Source organism: bacterium (assembly GCA_016708025.1).
In the GTDB taxonomy this organism is placed as follows: domain Bacteria; phylum Zixibacteria; class MSB-5A5; order GN15; family FEB-12; genus FEB-12.
On record JADJGQ010000001.1, the window covers coordinates 363,057 to 378,039 of the forward strand.

General features: G+C 54.6%; 12 protein-coding genes. 8 read left to right on the plus strand and 4 right to left on the minus strand.

What is annotated here, in order from left to right; translation table 11 throughout:
• Window positions 1-10: 10 nt before the first annotated feature.
• Both IPH75_01625 and IPH75_01630 read left to right on the plus strand, forming a co-directional pair.
• Window positions 11-610: a penicillin-binding protein activator LpoB gene (locus tag IPH75_01625; protein MBK7140761.1), complete on the plus strand. Its 600-nt coding sequence runs from the start codon at window positions 11-13 to the stop codon at window positions 608-610.
• 12 nt (window positions 611-622) lie between these two features.
• Window positions 623-2,011: a hypothetical protein gene (locus IPH75_01630; protein MBK7140762.1), complete on the plus strand. Its 1,389-nt coding sequence runs from the start codon at window positions 623-625 to the stop codon at window positions 2,009-2,011.
• Between the two features lie 11 nt (window positions 2,012-2,022).
• Here IPH75_01630 and IPH75_01635 read toward each other — a convergent pair whose 3' ends face one another.
• Both IPH75_01635 and IPH75_01640 read right to left on the minus strand, forming a co-directional pair.
• A complete protein-coding gene (locus IPH75_01635; protein ID MBK7140763.1) occupies window positions 2,023-5,202 on the minus strand; it encodes a nucleotidyltransferase domain-containing protein in 3,180 nt (1,059 codons plus the stop codon).
• Between the two features lie 176 nt (window positions 5,203-5,378).
• On the minus strand, window positions 5,379-5,876 hold the full coding sequence (locus IPH75_01640) for a DUF1579 family protein (GenBank protein MBK7140764.1): 498 nt from the start codon (window positions 5,874-5,876) through the stop codon (window positions 5,379-5,381).
• 258 nt (window positions 5,877-6,134) lie between these two features.
• On the opposite strand from IPH75_01640, the gene IPH75_01645 reads away from it, so the two are divergent.
• Window positions 6,135-6,941 (plus strand): hypothetical protein, encoded by an 807-nt coding sequence (locus tag IPH75_01645; GenBank protein ID MBK7140765.1) that lies wholly within the window; start codon window positions 6,135-6,137, stop codon window positions 6,939-6,941.
• A gap of 15 nt (window positions 6,942-6,956) precedes the next feature.
• On the opposite strand, the gene IPH75_01650 is transcribed toward IPH75_01645, so the two are convergent.
• Together IPH75_01650 and IPH75_01655 are read right to left on the minus strand one after the other, a co-directional pair.
• The gene (locus IPH75_01650; GenBank protein MBK7140766.1) at window positions 6,957-7,253 is read right to left on the minus strand and encodes a GIY-YIG nuclease family protein; all 297 of its coding nucleotides are present in this window, start codon (window positions 7,251-7,253) and stop codon (window positions 6,957-6,959) included.
• 375 nt (window positions 7,254-7,628) lie between these two features.
• Window positions 7,629-8,915 carry a Glu/Leu/Phe/Val dehydrogenase gene (locus tag IPH75_01655; protein MBK7140767.1) on the minus strand — a complete coding sequence of 429 codons (1,287 nt, stop codon included), beginning with the start codon at window positions 8,913-8,915 and terminating at the stop codon, window positions 7,629-7,631.
• A 1,092-nt stretch (window positions 8,916-10,007) separates the two neighbouring features.
• Between IPH75_01655 and IPH75_01660 the strand changes: the two genes are divergently transcribed.
• The 5 genes from IPH75_01660 to IPH75_01680 are packed head-to-tail and all read left to right on the plus strand — an operon-like array spanning window position 10,008 to window position 14,977.
• Window positions 10,008-10,592 (plus strand): 4Fe-4S dicluster domain-containing protein, encoded by a 585-nt coding sequence (locus tag IPH75_01660; protein ID MBK7140768.1) that lies wholly within the window; start codon window positions 10,008-10,010, stop codon window positions 10,590-10,592.
• Between the two features lie 2 nt (window positions 10,593-10,594).
• Window positions 10,595-11,470 carry a CoB--CoM heterodisulfide reductase iron-sulfur subunit B family protein gene (locus IPH75_01665; protein ID MBK7140769.1) on the plus strand — a complete coding sequence of 292 codons (876 nt, stop codon included), beginning with the start codon at window positions 10,595-10,597 and terminating at the stop codon, window positions 11,468-11,470.
• Entirely contained in the window at window positions 11,467-12,456 is a 990-nt protein-coding gene (locus tag IPH75_01670; GenBank protein MBK7140770.1) for a CoB--CoM heterodisulfide reductase iron-sulfur subunit A family protein, read from the plus strand. Before IPH75_01665 ends, IPH75_01670 begins: the two co-directional genes overlap by 4 nt.
• Window positions 12,453-12,965, plus strand: a complete 513-nt coding sequence (locus tag IPH75_01675) for an NAD(P)H-dependent oxidoreductase subunit E (GenBank protein MBK7140771.1) — start codon at window positions 12,453-12,455, stop codon at window positions 12,963-12,965. Before IPH75_01670 ends, IPH75_01675 begins: the two co-directional genes overlap by 4 nt.
• Entirely contained in the window at window positions 12,962-14,977 is a 2,016-nt protein-coding gene (locus tag IPH75_01680) for an NAD(P)H-dependent oxidoreductase subunit E (protein ID MBK7140772.1), read from the plus strand. Before IPH75_01675 ends, IPH75_01680 begins: the two co-directional genes overlap by 4 nt.
• Window positions 14,978-14,983 lie beyond the last annotated feature (6 nt).

Sequence of the window (14,983 nt, forward strand, 5' to 3'; positions counted from 1 at the left end):
GGAAGATGCCATGAGACTGTTTATTATTCTGTCACTGTTGACTGTCCTGATCGTTGGATGCGGCGGCGGCGGCCGGACGGTCACCCGCCTGGATTCCAATCAGGTGACCGACCTGAGCGGCGGCTGGAACGACACCGATGCCCGTCTGGTAGCCGAGGAGATGGTCAAAGATGCTCTGGGCCGCCCCTGGCTGATCGAATTCTCCCGGTCGACCGGCAATAAGCCGGTGGTGACGGTGGGGACGATCCGGAACCAGACCTCCGAGCATATTAATACTGAGACATTCTCCAAGGATTTTGAGCGGGAATTGATCAATTCCGGGCAGGTCCGTTTTGTGGCGGCCCGCAATCAGCGCGACGAGATCCGGGATGAGCGTCAGGAACAGCAGGAGTTTGCCTCGCGCGAAACAGTGAAGAAACTTCGCGAAGAGACCGGTGCGGATTTCGTGCTTCTGGGCTCGGTGAAAGATATCGTCGATGAGATCGAGGGGACCAAGACAGTTTTCTATCAGACCGATTTCGAGTTGATCAACGTTGAGTCGACCGAGAAGGTCTGGATCGGCACAAAGAAGATCAAAAAAGGGATCGCCCAGGGCAGTAAGAAGTGGTAGTCGCGTAATACTGTGACCAAGCGGATACTCTTACTTTTTCTTTCCGGTCTGCTTCTGCTGTCCGGGTGCGGGACGATGCGGACCCAGAAGGCGTTCTACGAACCGATCACTGAGGAGCTTCGGCGGAACGAGTACGATTCAGTGATCGTCCGACTGGAAGAGGCGCGCGAGACGAACAAGTACGGGGAGAAAGATCGGTTGATCTATTTCCTTGATGCCGGTTTTGCGCGCTACTATGCTGGCCAGTATCTCGGCTCAGTCGAAAAGCTGAAACTGGCGGACCAGGCAGGGGAAGAGCTGTATACGAGGAGCATCTCCAAAGCGGTCCTTTCGATGATGCTTAACGACAATGCGCTGGAGTACGCGGGGGAGGATCATGAACTGCTGTACGCCAATCTGTTTAATGCGCTTAATTTCATCGCACTCGATTCCTTTGATGCGGCTTTTGTCGAAGTCCGGCGGGCCAATCGCAAGTTGGACCTGCTGGAGCAGAAGTATGCTGACGCATCTCAGCAGTTGAATGAAGGGATGGCCAGGGACAGCAGCAAATATCGGGTCAATTTCGAGGCGAAACAGGTTCGATTCAACAACAGCGCGTTTGTGCGATACCTGAGCATGCATATGTACGCGGCGGATGGGAAGTGGGATGATGCACGCATCGACTACGAAGCGCTACAGAATGCGTTTCTGAGTCAGCCGCATATTTATGGATTCTCTCCGCCAGAGGTTCGTTATGCGGCAGACAGCGGGGCATTGCTCAGTGTGGTGGCGATGGCCGGTTTGGCGCCCGTGAAAGAGCCATTCAATCTGCGCCTGCGCACCGACAAGCAACTCAATCTGGTTCAGATATTGTTTACGGGAGCAGATGGATCGGAGTCCGAGTATGGTCATCTGCCAATGCCGGTGGGTGAGGATTTTTATTTCAAGTTTGCGATCCCGACATTACAGCAGCAGCCATCGACGATCAGCCGGATCGTGGTGGCGGCCAATGGGAAATCGGTCGGTCAACTTAGTCTGATCGAGGATGTCGGGGCGGTGGCGGGTGAGACGTTTGAGGCGAAAAAGTCGCTTATATATCTGAGGACGATCGCCCGCGCTCTGGCCAAAGGGCTGGCCAATTATAAGCTGAAAAAGAAGGCGGATACCGGCGGGTTCGGGGGATGGCTGAAAAAGGCGGCGATCGATGTCGGCACCGACTTGACGGAGAATGCCGATCTGCGCTGCTCGCGACTATTGCCTGGGAAGATCTACGTGGGGGATTTCGCCATCGCGCCGGGAACGTATGACATCAGCGTAGAATTTTATGACAGTTCCAACCGGCTGGTGCGACGAACCGAGATGCCGGGCTATACGGTACTGGAGCATGGCCTCAACCTGCTACAGGCATCCGCTCTCCAGTAAGCCGCCGGGCGTCATTTCTTCATCATTTGCAGCGGACGGGCCGGGTCGGTGATGGCATCGATCTTCGCGGCATAAGTAGTTTTCTTCGCAATATCCTCATCCGTCACAAAGTGCACATCAACCATGCCGTCGGTCCTAAAACCGGTGCGTCGGAAGTTCTGTTCATCCAGAGCGAGACTCCAGCCTTCGAACCAGGTTTCCAACAGCAGTCGCTGCATTTCCGTACCGTTGAAATGAACAATCAGGTCGATATCGCTACGCGGGCTGGCGGTCGCGTTTTTGGTTGAGCCGAAGAGATAGACGGCTGTCACACCGTATTTTTCGGGATCGATCAGCGAGGCGATATGTTCGGCGGCACGATGTCTCCAGCGCCAGGACTGACTCTGTTCGATCGCTTCTTCAGGATCCTTCAATGCGAAATCATCATCAGAGGATTTTGGCTGCGATAGCATGCCGATAGCTTCATCGATATCTGCATTCATTAAGATCCGAAGTACCTGTCCTCCGGTAACGGCAGGGACATCGATCAGTCGGATCACGCGGTCGAGATGCGCGCTTTCGGGAAGCAGTTGCGTGAAAATGCTGGGCGAATCTTTGAAGAACTGCTCGTTAAACTGAATACCCGGATCATCAGGGTAAAGCGGCAGATAGCGGATATTAGCTTCGACCAGATCCTGGAAGAAGTGCGTGCCGAAAGAGAGGTCCGGCAGATAGTTGCCGCGTTTGCGCGCGATTTCGATCAGAGATGCTGTATTGTTGATCTCGGAATAGGTGACACTCACCCCCATCTTGATATCACCGCGACTTCCCCAACGACCCGGCCCCATCAAAACAAATTGGCGTTTGGGAAGGACTTTGTTCAGTTTGCCGACTGCTCGCCCGATCTCGATCAGCGTCTGTCGATCGGCGACAGCGTCGTACTGCTGCGGATCGACATAAACAATATGAGTGATATCGGGCATCCGACCGTTGGAGACATACCTATTGGCCGTGAAGAGCACCCGATCTTTGGGGAGATCCCTTGGGATCGGCGCGGCAGTGCTTTCATCGGCAGAACTTTGCGGACGGCACTGCAGGAGATACAGGTCTCGTCCATCGGAGGCGAATTCGATATCGACCGGTGTCCCCAATTTCGACTCGAGGAGCTGCAGGATCGCTTTGATGCGCTGGACAAACTGCGTCCGCGTGATCAAACCTTCGAAAGTAACGATCAGGTCGTCCTTGGAGAAATCGCAATGCAGGCCGAGGAAATTGCGGATGTGGTCGCGATCAAGGATTGAGACCAACTCATGCACGTTCTGGATCTCATGACCGTAATTGCGCAGCAGGTGCTGGATCGAGACCGTTTCGAACGAGCTGGTGGTCAGGTCGATGGCATCCACATATTGAGGAGCGTATCGGATCGATTCTTCCATTGTGACATTGACGCGCAATCCGGGCTGACCGGGGGCGAGGAGCACCGGGTAATCGTCGCTGAGACGGTCGACCGCGCGAGTGCCAAGACCGGGAACGAGGCGGATCAGGCCATCCTCACGTTTGATCCGTGGCGACCAGCGGAATTCGTTTTTGCTGAACGCGACGCCAGCATAGGCGGGGAGGAAGTAATGGCCGACCTTCGTGCCGACCACTTCCTGGATCATGATCCCCATCTCTTCGTAGAAATCGAGCAAGCCGCGCTCGGCGCGATATTCGATCGGGTCGGGACCGAAGGTCGACGCATAGACTTCGGTGATCGCATCGCAGAGGGCGTTGAGCCGTTCCTGTTTGGTCCCCTGGTTGGCCAGGAAGAGGGACTTGTATTTGCCGGAAAACGCGGCGCCAAAGCGATCTTCAAGCAGGGAGGAACTTCGGACGATCAAGGGCCGATCTCCGAGATCATCGAGCGCCACACTTAACCCTTTGAGTACCTCGGGAGGGAAGATGCCGTTTTTGAAGGTCTGCACGACATGCGGATATTCGAGCCTGACCTGATTGATCTCTTTGTATTTCTGCTCGACTATCTCTTCGAGATTGTTGTAATACATGAACGACATGATGGCGTCGGACGTGACGTACCATGTCTTAGGCGTTTTGATCCCCGCAAGCAATGGATCGCCGTTGGCCGACTTGACGATGATCTTCTCGGCCAGATAAAGGCCAGCCGATTTTCCGCCCAACTTTCCACGGCTTTCCGAGCCGAAGACCACATTTTGCAGCAGCGAGTGGAAGTCGTTCACCGTGATGAAATTCTTGGCGATATCGACAAACTGCACTTGCTCGGAAAAGAGCCGGCGGATGAGCGCGGCATGGACACCGCGTTGCGTTGCCGAAGGAACATCCGCGCCCTGGGGGGCGATCCGGTGGTAACGTCGGATAGCATCGGTCAACTGCTCGAGTGATTGGCTCTGGTGGAGCGCACGCGAAAGTGTGACCAGCTTATCCTCCTGGATCCGTCGCTGGACAAAGGCGAATATCTCTTCATCTGACATATGCTGCGCGGCGATCCGAAAGGTCTCATCGGAGGTGTGGTCGTTCGAGAGCATGACCGAGCGACGCTGATGCGGCATGTTGCTGTCGCGAGCCAGTTCTTCTTCGTTGATATTGTCCGGGTTGTTAGTCAGGACCAGTTGTTTGGCTTCCTCAATACCGGACCAACAGAGGTGGTTCAGCATTTTGTGGGAGATGCTGAGAAAGAGATTTTTGTCGGTCTGGCGAAGCAGGTCGAGAACAACGCGCCAGTCATCCTTGCGATTCTGGCCGAAGGTCTCCTTGGCGGTTTGCCACTCGCTGAACATATGTTTCATGCGGTGGTACATGATGAAGTGACCGAGGCGGTCGGCGATCGTCTGGGTTAGCTTGACTTCTTCTTTGAGGAAGGGACCCTCGTCGCCGAGCGGCATTTCCTGCCGATACTGGATGATGATCTGGCCGATCGGCTTATCCTGAACCAATATGGGGGCAGTCAAGGCCCAGGGGGACCGTCTGAAATCCTCTGCCTCGTAGGTGTTGTCAGCTACGGCGATGGAAGCGCTGCAGACCTCGGGATACTGAAATCCCTGGGGGATAGCGCTGACGATCAGATGGCAAACATCGGCGATCTGGGCATCGGGGAGATTGAGGATCTCTTCGACTCGGTAGAGGCAGTTGAGCTCTTTGGCTCGTTCCTGGAGGAACCAGAGGAGGTTGTCGATCGTCTTCTTCTGTTTATTCATATCCGCATAATATCCTGTCGGGTAGTTCGAAATGTCACTGCTCCCGGCAACTGGGTTTGCACGAGGCTGTCACAGTTGGGCCAAATATATATGCAGATGGGTGGTTCTGCCAGTAAAAGCGGAAGGGATGATAAGGGCGGCCAGAGCGACCGCCCGTGCTGTTCTTGATTGTCGGACTACTTCCGAGCCAGGACTGTCTCGACACCCTTCTGTTCGTTGCCATCGGGGAAGATATTGTACATGGTGATGGTCAACTGGTCAGTGCCGGAGATCCGGAAATCAGTGCGCCATCCCCAGTCAGGACCGCCGGATGGGTCTGAATAATGGGTGAGGACGCTGAAGCCGCTGTCGATCGCTTTGCCGAGGCAGTGGAAGAGGGCGGATCCGGTATGGAACGTGTCCATCCAGGACATCTGGAATTCTGCCTTCTGCTTATTGAAGGCGATAAGAGCGGAGCCCACAAGCGGCTTTCCCTGCATTGCTCCGGTGTAGTCCCACTGGATCGCTTTGCCGTTGAGGATACTTTTGAATGAGCCTTCGCAGGGGGATTCATCAACCGGCTTTTCCCCTTCAAACCAGACTCTGGTAATACCGGCCCATTGGCCGACCATGCCCTGGAAGATCTGCTGGGCGGTTGAGTCAGTCGAGGTGGAGTTGTTTGTGTCCGCTGCCATGCACTGGCCTCCCGCGATAAGGATGAGTAGGAAGATGATCATTTTCATAGTGGACCCAATATATGGTAGCGCTGGCGGAATGGCAAGTGGGGGAGAAATGCCCGGATTTGACCCCTTCACAGCATCTACTTGTAGCTTGGTTTATGGGTCAGTCTTGTCTATGAGAAAGGGGCGCCGAATTTTGTCATATTCACCTTGCCGGTCACCGATAATAAGGAATAGGTTATCCACGAATGCTCTCAATCCGAAAGGCGAGATATGCGTAATCGACATACTGAGCTGATGCGCTACTTTGGTCTGCTTGCGGCGATTCTGTTTCTTATCCCCTCCGGATGTAGTGATTCCAAGAAATCCACGGGGACTGATGATACCGACCCGCAGATCGACGGCTATGTGGCGGATCATACCGTTATCGCAGGTTTCGGCGATATCGCCACAGCGATCAAAGAGAATGTGGCGGACAGCTTGAACATATTCTACGGCCATACCTCGCACGGGAGCCAATTGATGACCGGGCTGGATCTGGTGGAGATGGAGGATGGGTCGTTCCGTCAGCCGTTGGTTCATGAAGTGGGGGATGACCTCGGCGCCGATGGCGACACCAGTTGGGCTCCGATCACCCGTGCCTGGCTGAATGATAATCCGGAATGCAATGTCGTGATATGGTCATGGTGCGGCGGGGTCAGTTCGAACAGTGAAGAGGGGATTGCGACCTATCTGGCGACAATGAATGATCTGGAGTCGGATTACCCGGATGTGGTTTTTATCTACATGACCGGGCATCTGGACGGGACCGGACCGGATGGGAATCTGTACGCGCGCAACAATCAGATTCGGGCGTATTGCGAGGCGCATGACAAGTGGCTGTTTGATTTTGCGGATATCGAAAGTTATGACCCGGCTGGGGTCTATTATCCGGATGCATCGGATGCCTGCGAGTGGGCAGCCGACTGGTGTTTGTCGCACACGTGCGCGTCATGCGATTGCGCGCATTCGGAGTGTATTAATTGCTACCAGAAGGGGAAAGCGTTCTGGTGGCTGTTGGGGCGGGTGGCGGAGGGGTAGGGGGGATAACTCCAGCTACTTTCCTAGACGAAGCTGCTCACTCAGATCGCGCCAATCAGGATTGATTGATTCGACAAGCATTGCCTTTTTCCTGCGAGAACCGCCCTTGATCTGCTTTTCGCGCGCAATCGCCATTGTGATATCGCCAAATGTCTCGAAATAGACCAATTTCGTGACGCGATACTTGCTTGTAAAGGTCGAGCCCTGGCCATTCTTGTGTTGCCAGACGCGATGGGCAAGGTCATTGGTCACTCCCGTATTGAGAACCGTGTTTATGGCGTTGGTCAGGATGTAAACAGCATAGACTTTCATGGTTTGCTCCAGAGGTTGCTTCGTCGCTTAGTGTCTTCGACACTAGCGCTCCTCGCAATGACAGCTGCAGGAGCATTCTACTCATAACCGCTGACACCTGCTGTCAGTGAAAATGCGTCAAACGCAATTTATATTCTCTTGAGGATGATAATCAGACTGTGATCTGGTGATTTTGTGGTGCTGTCATTGCGAGAAATCGCGGGCCGTGTGCCTGTTACAGCAAGTGATTTACCTCCGCGATTTCGAAGCAACCTCTGCGCTTGGAATATCAAGGACAGACTGTGCTTGGGGTATGTTGCGATACCAGACACAAAACCGGCCGAGTCTCTTGACCCGGCCGGTTACAGTATGGCTTAAGAAAGATATCAGGGAAGACTAGATCCAGCCGCGATCTTTGCAGGCCTGTGCCACTCGGCTGACCGAGATGATGTACGCTGCATCGCGCATGTACAACTTCCGCTGACGAGCCAGTTCCGACACCTGATGGAACGCCGAAGTCATCTTCGTGTCCAGTTTGGTCAGAACTTCGTCCTTCTCCCAGAAGTAGTTCATGTTCGACTGCACTTGCTCGAAATAGGAGCAGGTGACGCCGCCGGCATTCGCGAGGAAGTCCGGAATCATGAAGATACCGCGTTCGTGAATGACCTTGTCAGCTTCGGGCGTGGTCGGGCCATTGGCGCCTTCGCTGATGATCCGGACGCGCTTGCCGATCTTGGCGACGTTTTCTTTGGTGATCTGGTTTTCGATAGCGGACGGCAACAGCACGTCGACATCCTGCTCGATCCAGGCTTCACCGGGGAGAACTTCGTAGCCGAGCTCTTTGGCTTTGGCTTTGTCAATGCCGCCGAAACGGTCGGTGACAGTGAGCAGAGCGTCGACATCGAGCCCCTGCATGCGACGATAGGTATATGAGGTCTGGTCCTTCTGATCCCAGGAGGAGCAGCAGATGACCTTGCCACCGAGTTGCTGGAAGAGACGGATAGCGTACTGCGAGACGTTGCCAAAGCCCTGGACCGCGGCGGTGCAGTTCTTCGGATCCATGTTCATCTCTTTCATCGCTTCGCGGACGGTGTAGATGACGCCGTAACCGGTAGCTTCGGTACGACCGAGCGAACCGCCCAGGCCAACCGGCTTGCCGGTGATGAGGCCCGGATAGTGGCCGCGATGAATGGTTTCGTATTCATCGAGCATCCAGAGCATATGCTGGGCATTGGTCATGACATCGGGAGCGGGAACATCGATGAGCGGGCCGACCACTCTGGAGAGCTGGCGGATCCAGCCGCGGCAGATCTGTTCCTGTTCGCGCATGGAGAGGTGATGCGGGTCGCAAATGACGCCACCCTTACCACCGCCGAGCGGGATATCGACCACGGAGCACTTCCAGGTCATCCACATAGCCAGAGCGCGGACGGTATCGACGGTCTCCTGCGGGTGGAAGCGAATGCCACCCTTGGACGGACCGCGAGAGTCGTTGTGTTGAACGCGGAATCCGCGGAACACTCTGGTTGTGCCATCATCCATCCGGACCGGGATCGCGAATTGGAATTCGCGGGCCGGCCAACGGAGCAGGTCACGAGTACCTTGATCCAAGCCCAGGAAATCAGCGGCATGGTCAAACTGCGCCTGCGCCATGGCGAATGGATTGAAAGATTTGCTTTCCATTACCATTTCCTCCTAAGGATGTAAAAATGCGAGGCAGCCGACCGTGGACATCGCATGACAGTAATAATCATTCGGTGAGTCCTGACAGATCCGGTGCAGTTGCTCTCGCTCGTATTATAGTAAACCATTGTTCTTTCGCCCAAAGCGGACAAATTAGTGCCGCTATTAGTAGTGAATTCTTTCACAAATGTCAAGCAGGACTGCATCGAAACGACGAAATTTTCAGAGATTGTGCGAGGAGATGACAGCGGCGATGGAGATTCGACGCGAAAAGGTTAAGTAGAGGATCAGCAAGAGATTAGCCAAGTGGCGGGAAAATAGCCGTTGATCGGGCAGGGGTAAGAGAGGGGGGAGGAGAGTGCTACCCACTTCTATAAAGAAGCGCCCCTGTGTGAAGCACAAGGGCGCCGGTAACAAAAAAGCTAATCGCTCTCGAAAGCGCACACGACGCTGAACTATCCGCTGCGTCGCACCAGGCACAGCCCGGACTATCCGGCGCGAAACGCCTTCAACGTAATAATAGACAGGGTTATCTATTATGTCAAGAGGGAAAATTGAGAATTATTTCCTTGCGTGTCCACGTTCGCGAAGGAGAAGAAAAAGCGAAATGCGTTCGCAAATGAAGAGGAAAGAAGTAATGACACCGTTTTTACCTATCGGAATAATGCCGCTAACTTGTGATGCCGCATACAGTGGAAATGTTCGTGCGTGCGAAAAGCTAGTGGCAATCGGGGACTAGTGAGGCAGATGAAGTAGATTGCGAGCGGCATTTAAAACAGGACAGAAATTACCGTTTGGCTCTTGGTTCTTGGCGTCATTTGTTCCGGATTTCACGTGCGAGTGATCGGCTTCTTCCGCTCGAAAAATGGCGGATTTCCAGTGAAAAATCCTCAAATTGAAATTGCTATCTGCTTGACAAAAACGGTCGGAGTAGATAGATACTCCTCAGTATGGAGTAAAAAGTCCATAAACTGATAAACGGTATAAAAAAGACCTTGACGCCCACGATTTACTCGATACCTGTGAAGTGCGACTGTGCTGGTATGCATTACCGGACGCACCGATTGAATCGTGCGGCTCAGGAGGGAAAAGATGCCTGATACTCTGACCCCGTTCCCGAAAGCCGAAGCGGAATTGCGCGCCGCCTTCTGGGAGCAAGTGGCAAGTTTTCCGGATGGTGAGAAGATCAAGAACTGTATCCAGTGCGGCACCTGTACCGGAACATGCCCGGTGTCATACACAATGGATATCACGCCGCGGCAGACGATTGCGTTATTCCGGGCCGGCCACATAGAGGATATTCTGCAGAGCCGGACGATCTGGATCTGCGCCTCCTGTTACTCCTGTACGGTTCGTTGTCCGCAGGGGATCAAGGTGACGGATACGATGTATGCGCTGAAGCGTCTGGCGATGAGCCGTCGGATCTATCCGCCCAAATTCCCAGTGCACACGTTGTCGAAGGCGTTCATGCAGAATGTCTATAAGTACGGGCGGAATTTTGAGCTGGGTCTGGGGATTAGGTATTTGCTGAAGTCGAATTTCTGGAAGCTGTTCGGGACAGCCGGATTTGGTCTGGCGATGATGCGTCGCGGCCGGTTGGCGGTGCTCCCGAGCAAGATCCGTCGGGTGAACGAAGTACGGGCCATTATCGAGCGGGCCAACAAATTCGAGGAGTGACGATGAAAGAGTTTGCCTATTACCCGGGCTGCAGCCTCGAAACGACCGCGTCTCCGTACGATAAGTCGGTTCGCGAAGTCTTCAAGGCGCTGGGGATCGGTCTGCATGAGATCGAGGACTGGAATTGCTGTGGCGCCACCATGTATATGTCGGTCAACAAGACGGTCGGGCATGCGATCTCGGCGCGCAATCTGGCGATCGCCCAGAAAATGAACATGGATATTTGCGCCCCGTGCAGTTCCTGCTATACGATCCTTCGCAAGACCAACAAGCAGGTTCACTGGGATCCCAAAGATCGCGAAAAGATCAACGAAGCACTGGGAGCGGCCGGATTGGTATACGACAAAGATGTCGAGGTGCGGCATCCGGTGGACATCCTCTATAATGATCTTGGGCCGGAGAAGCTGAAAGCGCTGGTCAAAAATCCGCTGAAGGGATTGAAGGTTGCCCCGTATTACGGGTGCCAGATAGTCCGACCCGACGGACATTTTGATGATGTGGATGAACCGGTGACGATGGACAAGCTGATCGAGGCGGTCGGCGCCACCGTGACCTATTATCCGTGCAAGGTGCGGTGCTGCGGCGGAATGCTGATGACCACCAGCGAAGATATCGCGCTGAAACTCAATATGCAGTTACTCCAGGCGGCGGAAGAGAACGGTGCCGATCTCATTGCGACGGCCTGTCCACTGTGCGAGATGAATCTCGAGGCATATCAGGAGAAGATCAACACCCGGTACGGGAAGAAATTCAATATTCCGATCGTCTATTTCAGTCACCTGATCGGTATCGCGTTGGGGATCTCGCCCGAGAAAATGGGGATCGACAAATTGCTGATCTCGCCTGAGAAACTGCTGGCCGCCGGAGGTGTGCGATGACACAGCATGTTCATGGCTCCACGAACGGAGAAATACGGATCGGCGTCTATGTCTGCCACTGCGGAACCAATATTGCCAAGATGGTTGATCCGCACAAAGTGGTCGAGGCGGTGAAGGATATGCCGGGCGTCGTGATCGCGACACAGTATCGTTTCATGTGTTCGGACCCGGGGCAGGAATTGATCCGCAAGGACATCGAAGAACATAAGCTGAACCGCATCGTGGTGGCGGCGTGCAGTCCGTTGATGCATGAAGGGACATTCCGCAAAGCTGTCGAAGCGGCAGGACTCAATCGCTATTTCTTTGAGATGGCGAATATTCGGGAGCAGGTCTCCTGGGTGAGTGAGGATCCGAGAACGGCGACTCACAAAGCCGGGCAGTTGACGCGTGCGGCAGTGGCGCGTGTCCGGTTCCATGAGGAACTGGAGATGCGGCGAGTGCCGATCAAAAAGGCGGTCATGGTGATCGGCGGCGGCATCGCCGGAATAGAGTCCGCGCTACAGATGGCGGATGCCGGTTTCCAGGTCTATCTGGTGGAGCGTGAAGCTACTATCGGCGGCCATATGGCAAAATTCGACAAAACGTTTCCGACGCTCGATTGCGCCGCATGTATTCTGACGCCCAAGATGGTATCGGTGGGGAAACATCCGAATATCACGCTGTTGACCTGGGCGGATATCGAGTCGGTCAGCGGTTCGATCGGGAATTTCAAAGTGAAAGTGAAAAGCAAGGCCCGCTATGTCGACACGAGCAAGTGCAACAGTTGCGGTGCCTGTTTTGAGGCGTGTATCAGTCGTCCGACACCGGAATACCGGCGGATGACGCTGGGGGGACGGGTCTTTCGTGAAGGACGGATGCTGGATGTCCGCGACAAGTATATCCTTGGACCGAAACATGACCTGACTATCCTGACCGGCGCACAGCCAATGCCTGAAAATGTGCCGGCCGCAATGGAGGTCGACATAGAGGAAGGTGCTGAACTATGAGTGACCATCCTGAGACTAATTTCGACCTGGAGCAACGGATCACGGCGATCGTGAAGGAGTATGGCGCCAAGCCTTCGGCCCTGATCATGATCCTTCAGGATATCCAGAAGCACTTTCGCTATCTGCCGAAAGATGCGATGGAGATGGTGGCGAAGAAGATGCGACTCCCCCTGGCGCAGATCTATGGGGTGGCGACATTTTATCGGTCGTTCAGTCTTGAGCCGAAGGGGAAAAATCATATCTGCGTTTGCACCGGGACCGCCTGTCACGTGCGTCAGGCGAACGTGATAGTCGACAAGCTGGAGCGGGATCTGGGAATAAAGTCCGGGCAGACCTCGGCGGACCAGCAATACAGCCTGGAAAGCGTCAACTGTTTGGGGGCATGCGCACTGGGACCGTTGGTGACTGCCAACGATGTTTACTGGGGGAATATGACGGTATCCAAAGTCGATAAGATGCTGGCCGAAGTTCGCGGCAAAAAGACGCCGAGAACAGAGGAGGTTGCATGACACCGGCAAAACTTGATTCCATCCAGGCACTGGAACAATTCCGTGCGTCGTTGATCAAACAGCGGGACAGCCGCAAAACGATCATTTCGGTCTGTGCCGGGACTGGTTGTCAGGCGTGCGGATGCCAGGCGGTGGTGAACGCATTTCGCACCGAGCTGGCGAAAGCCAATCTCGAGAATGATGTCGAGCTGAAAGCAACCGGCTGTCACGGATTCTGCGAACGCGGTCCGTTGGCCCTGATCCAGCCGGAAGGGATATTCTATCAAAAGCTGAAACCATCCGATGCCAAGCTGATCATCGACCAGACGATCGTTGGCGGGCGACTGGTCAATAGTCTGCTATATAGAGAGCCGATCTCGAAAGAGGTGATCAAACACCAGGCGGATATACCGTTCTACAAAAAGCAGATGCGGTTGATTTTCGGCAAAAACGGCATGATGGACCCGACCTCGATCAATGATTACATCTGCCTCGGCGGGTATACCTCGATGGTCAAGGCGCTAACGACCATGGCGCCCGAGAAGATCATCGAGTCGATGAAGAAATCCGGGCTTCGGGGTCGTGGGGGCGGCGGTTTCCCGACCGGTCGGAAGTGGGAGCATTGCCGACGTTCGCCAGGTTCGCCGAAATATGTCATCTGCAACGCGGATGAAGGGGATCCGGGCGCGTTTATGGATCGCTCTCTGTGCGAAGGGAATCCGCACTCCATTCTCGAAGGAATGGTGATAGGAGCCTTTGCGATCGGCAGCAATGAAGGTTTCATTTATGTCCGCAACGAGTATCCGCTGGCGGTCAAGAATCTGAGTATTGCGATCGAGCAGGCGAGAGAGCTTGGGTTGATCGGGACAAATATCCTCGGGACAGGATTTGATTTTGATCTGGAGATCTCGCGCGGCGGCGGCGCCTTTGTGTGCGGTGAGTCAACCGCGCTGATGGCCTCGCTCGAAGGGAAGATGGGAGAGCCGCGAGCCAAGTATATTCATACGGTCGACCAGGGGCTGTGGGATAAGCCAACCTGCCTCAATAATGTCGAGACCTGGGCGAATGTCCCGGTGATCATCGAAAAGGGGGCGGAGTGGTTCAGCAAGATAGGAACCGATAATTCCAAAGGGACAAAGGTCTTTGCGCTGACCGGTAAAGTATTCAACACTGGTCTGGTCGAGGTCCCAATGGGGATCACACTCCGCGAGATCTTGTACGATATCGGCGGCGGTGTTTCCAATCCAAAGAAGAAATTCAAAGCCGTGCAGACCGGGGGACCTTCCGGCGGCACGCTGATCGTGGAAACCAGCGACCCGGATATTCATGATTCCTTGGTGGCGCATGGTGACATTCGCGAAGATGAACAGGTCAAATCGCTGCTGGATCTTCCGGTAGATTTCGACGAACTGACCCGTGCCGGTTCGATGATGGGTTCGGGCGGGATGATCGTCATGGATTCCGATTCCTGCATGGTCGATGTGGCGCGGTATTTCCTGCGGTTCCTGCAGGAAGAATCGTGCGGGAAGTGTGTGCCATGCCGCGAGGGGATCGTGGTGATGCTGGATATCCTCAACCGGATCTGCAGTGGTGAAGGGAGTATGGAAGACATCCGGTCGCTGGAGCAGTTGGCGCAGGTGATCACTGATACCAGTCTTTGCCAATTGGGTGGCTCGGCGCCGAATCCGGTGTTGTCGACAGTCACTTATTTCCGCCAGGAGTATATGGCGCATTGCGTCGACAAACGGTGTCCTGCCGGGGTGTGCAAGGATCTGGTATCGCACGCGATCGATGAAACCTGCACCGGCTGTTTTGCCTGTGTCAAGGCCTGTCCGACCAATGCCATTGTCGGCGAGCCGAAGAAGCTGCATATGATCATCCAGGATAAGTGTATCCAGTGCGGGGCCTGCTACCAGATCTGCCGGCATGATTCGATCAAACGGATCAAACGAGGCGACGGCGACAAGCTGCAGCAACGGGCGAAAGAACGCTGGCAAGCCCCGGTCCGCGCAACCGCAGCGGCGAGCGTGTAGGAGATA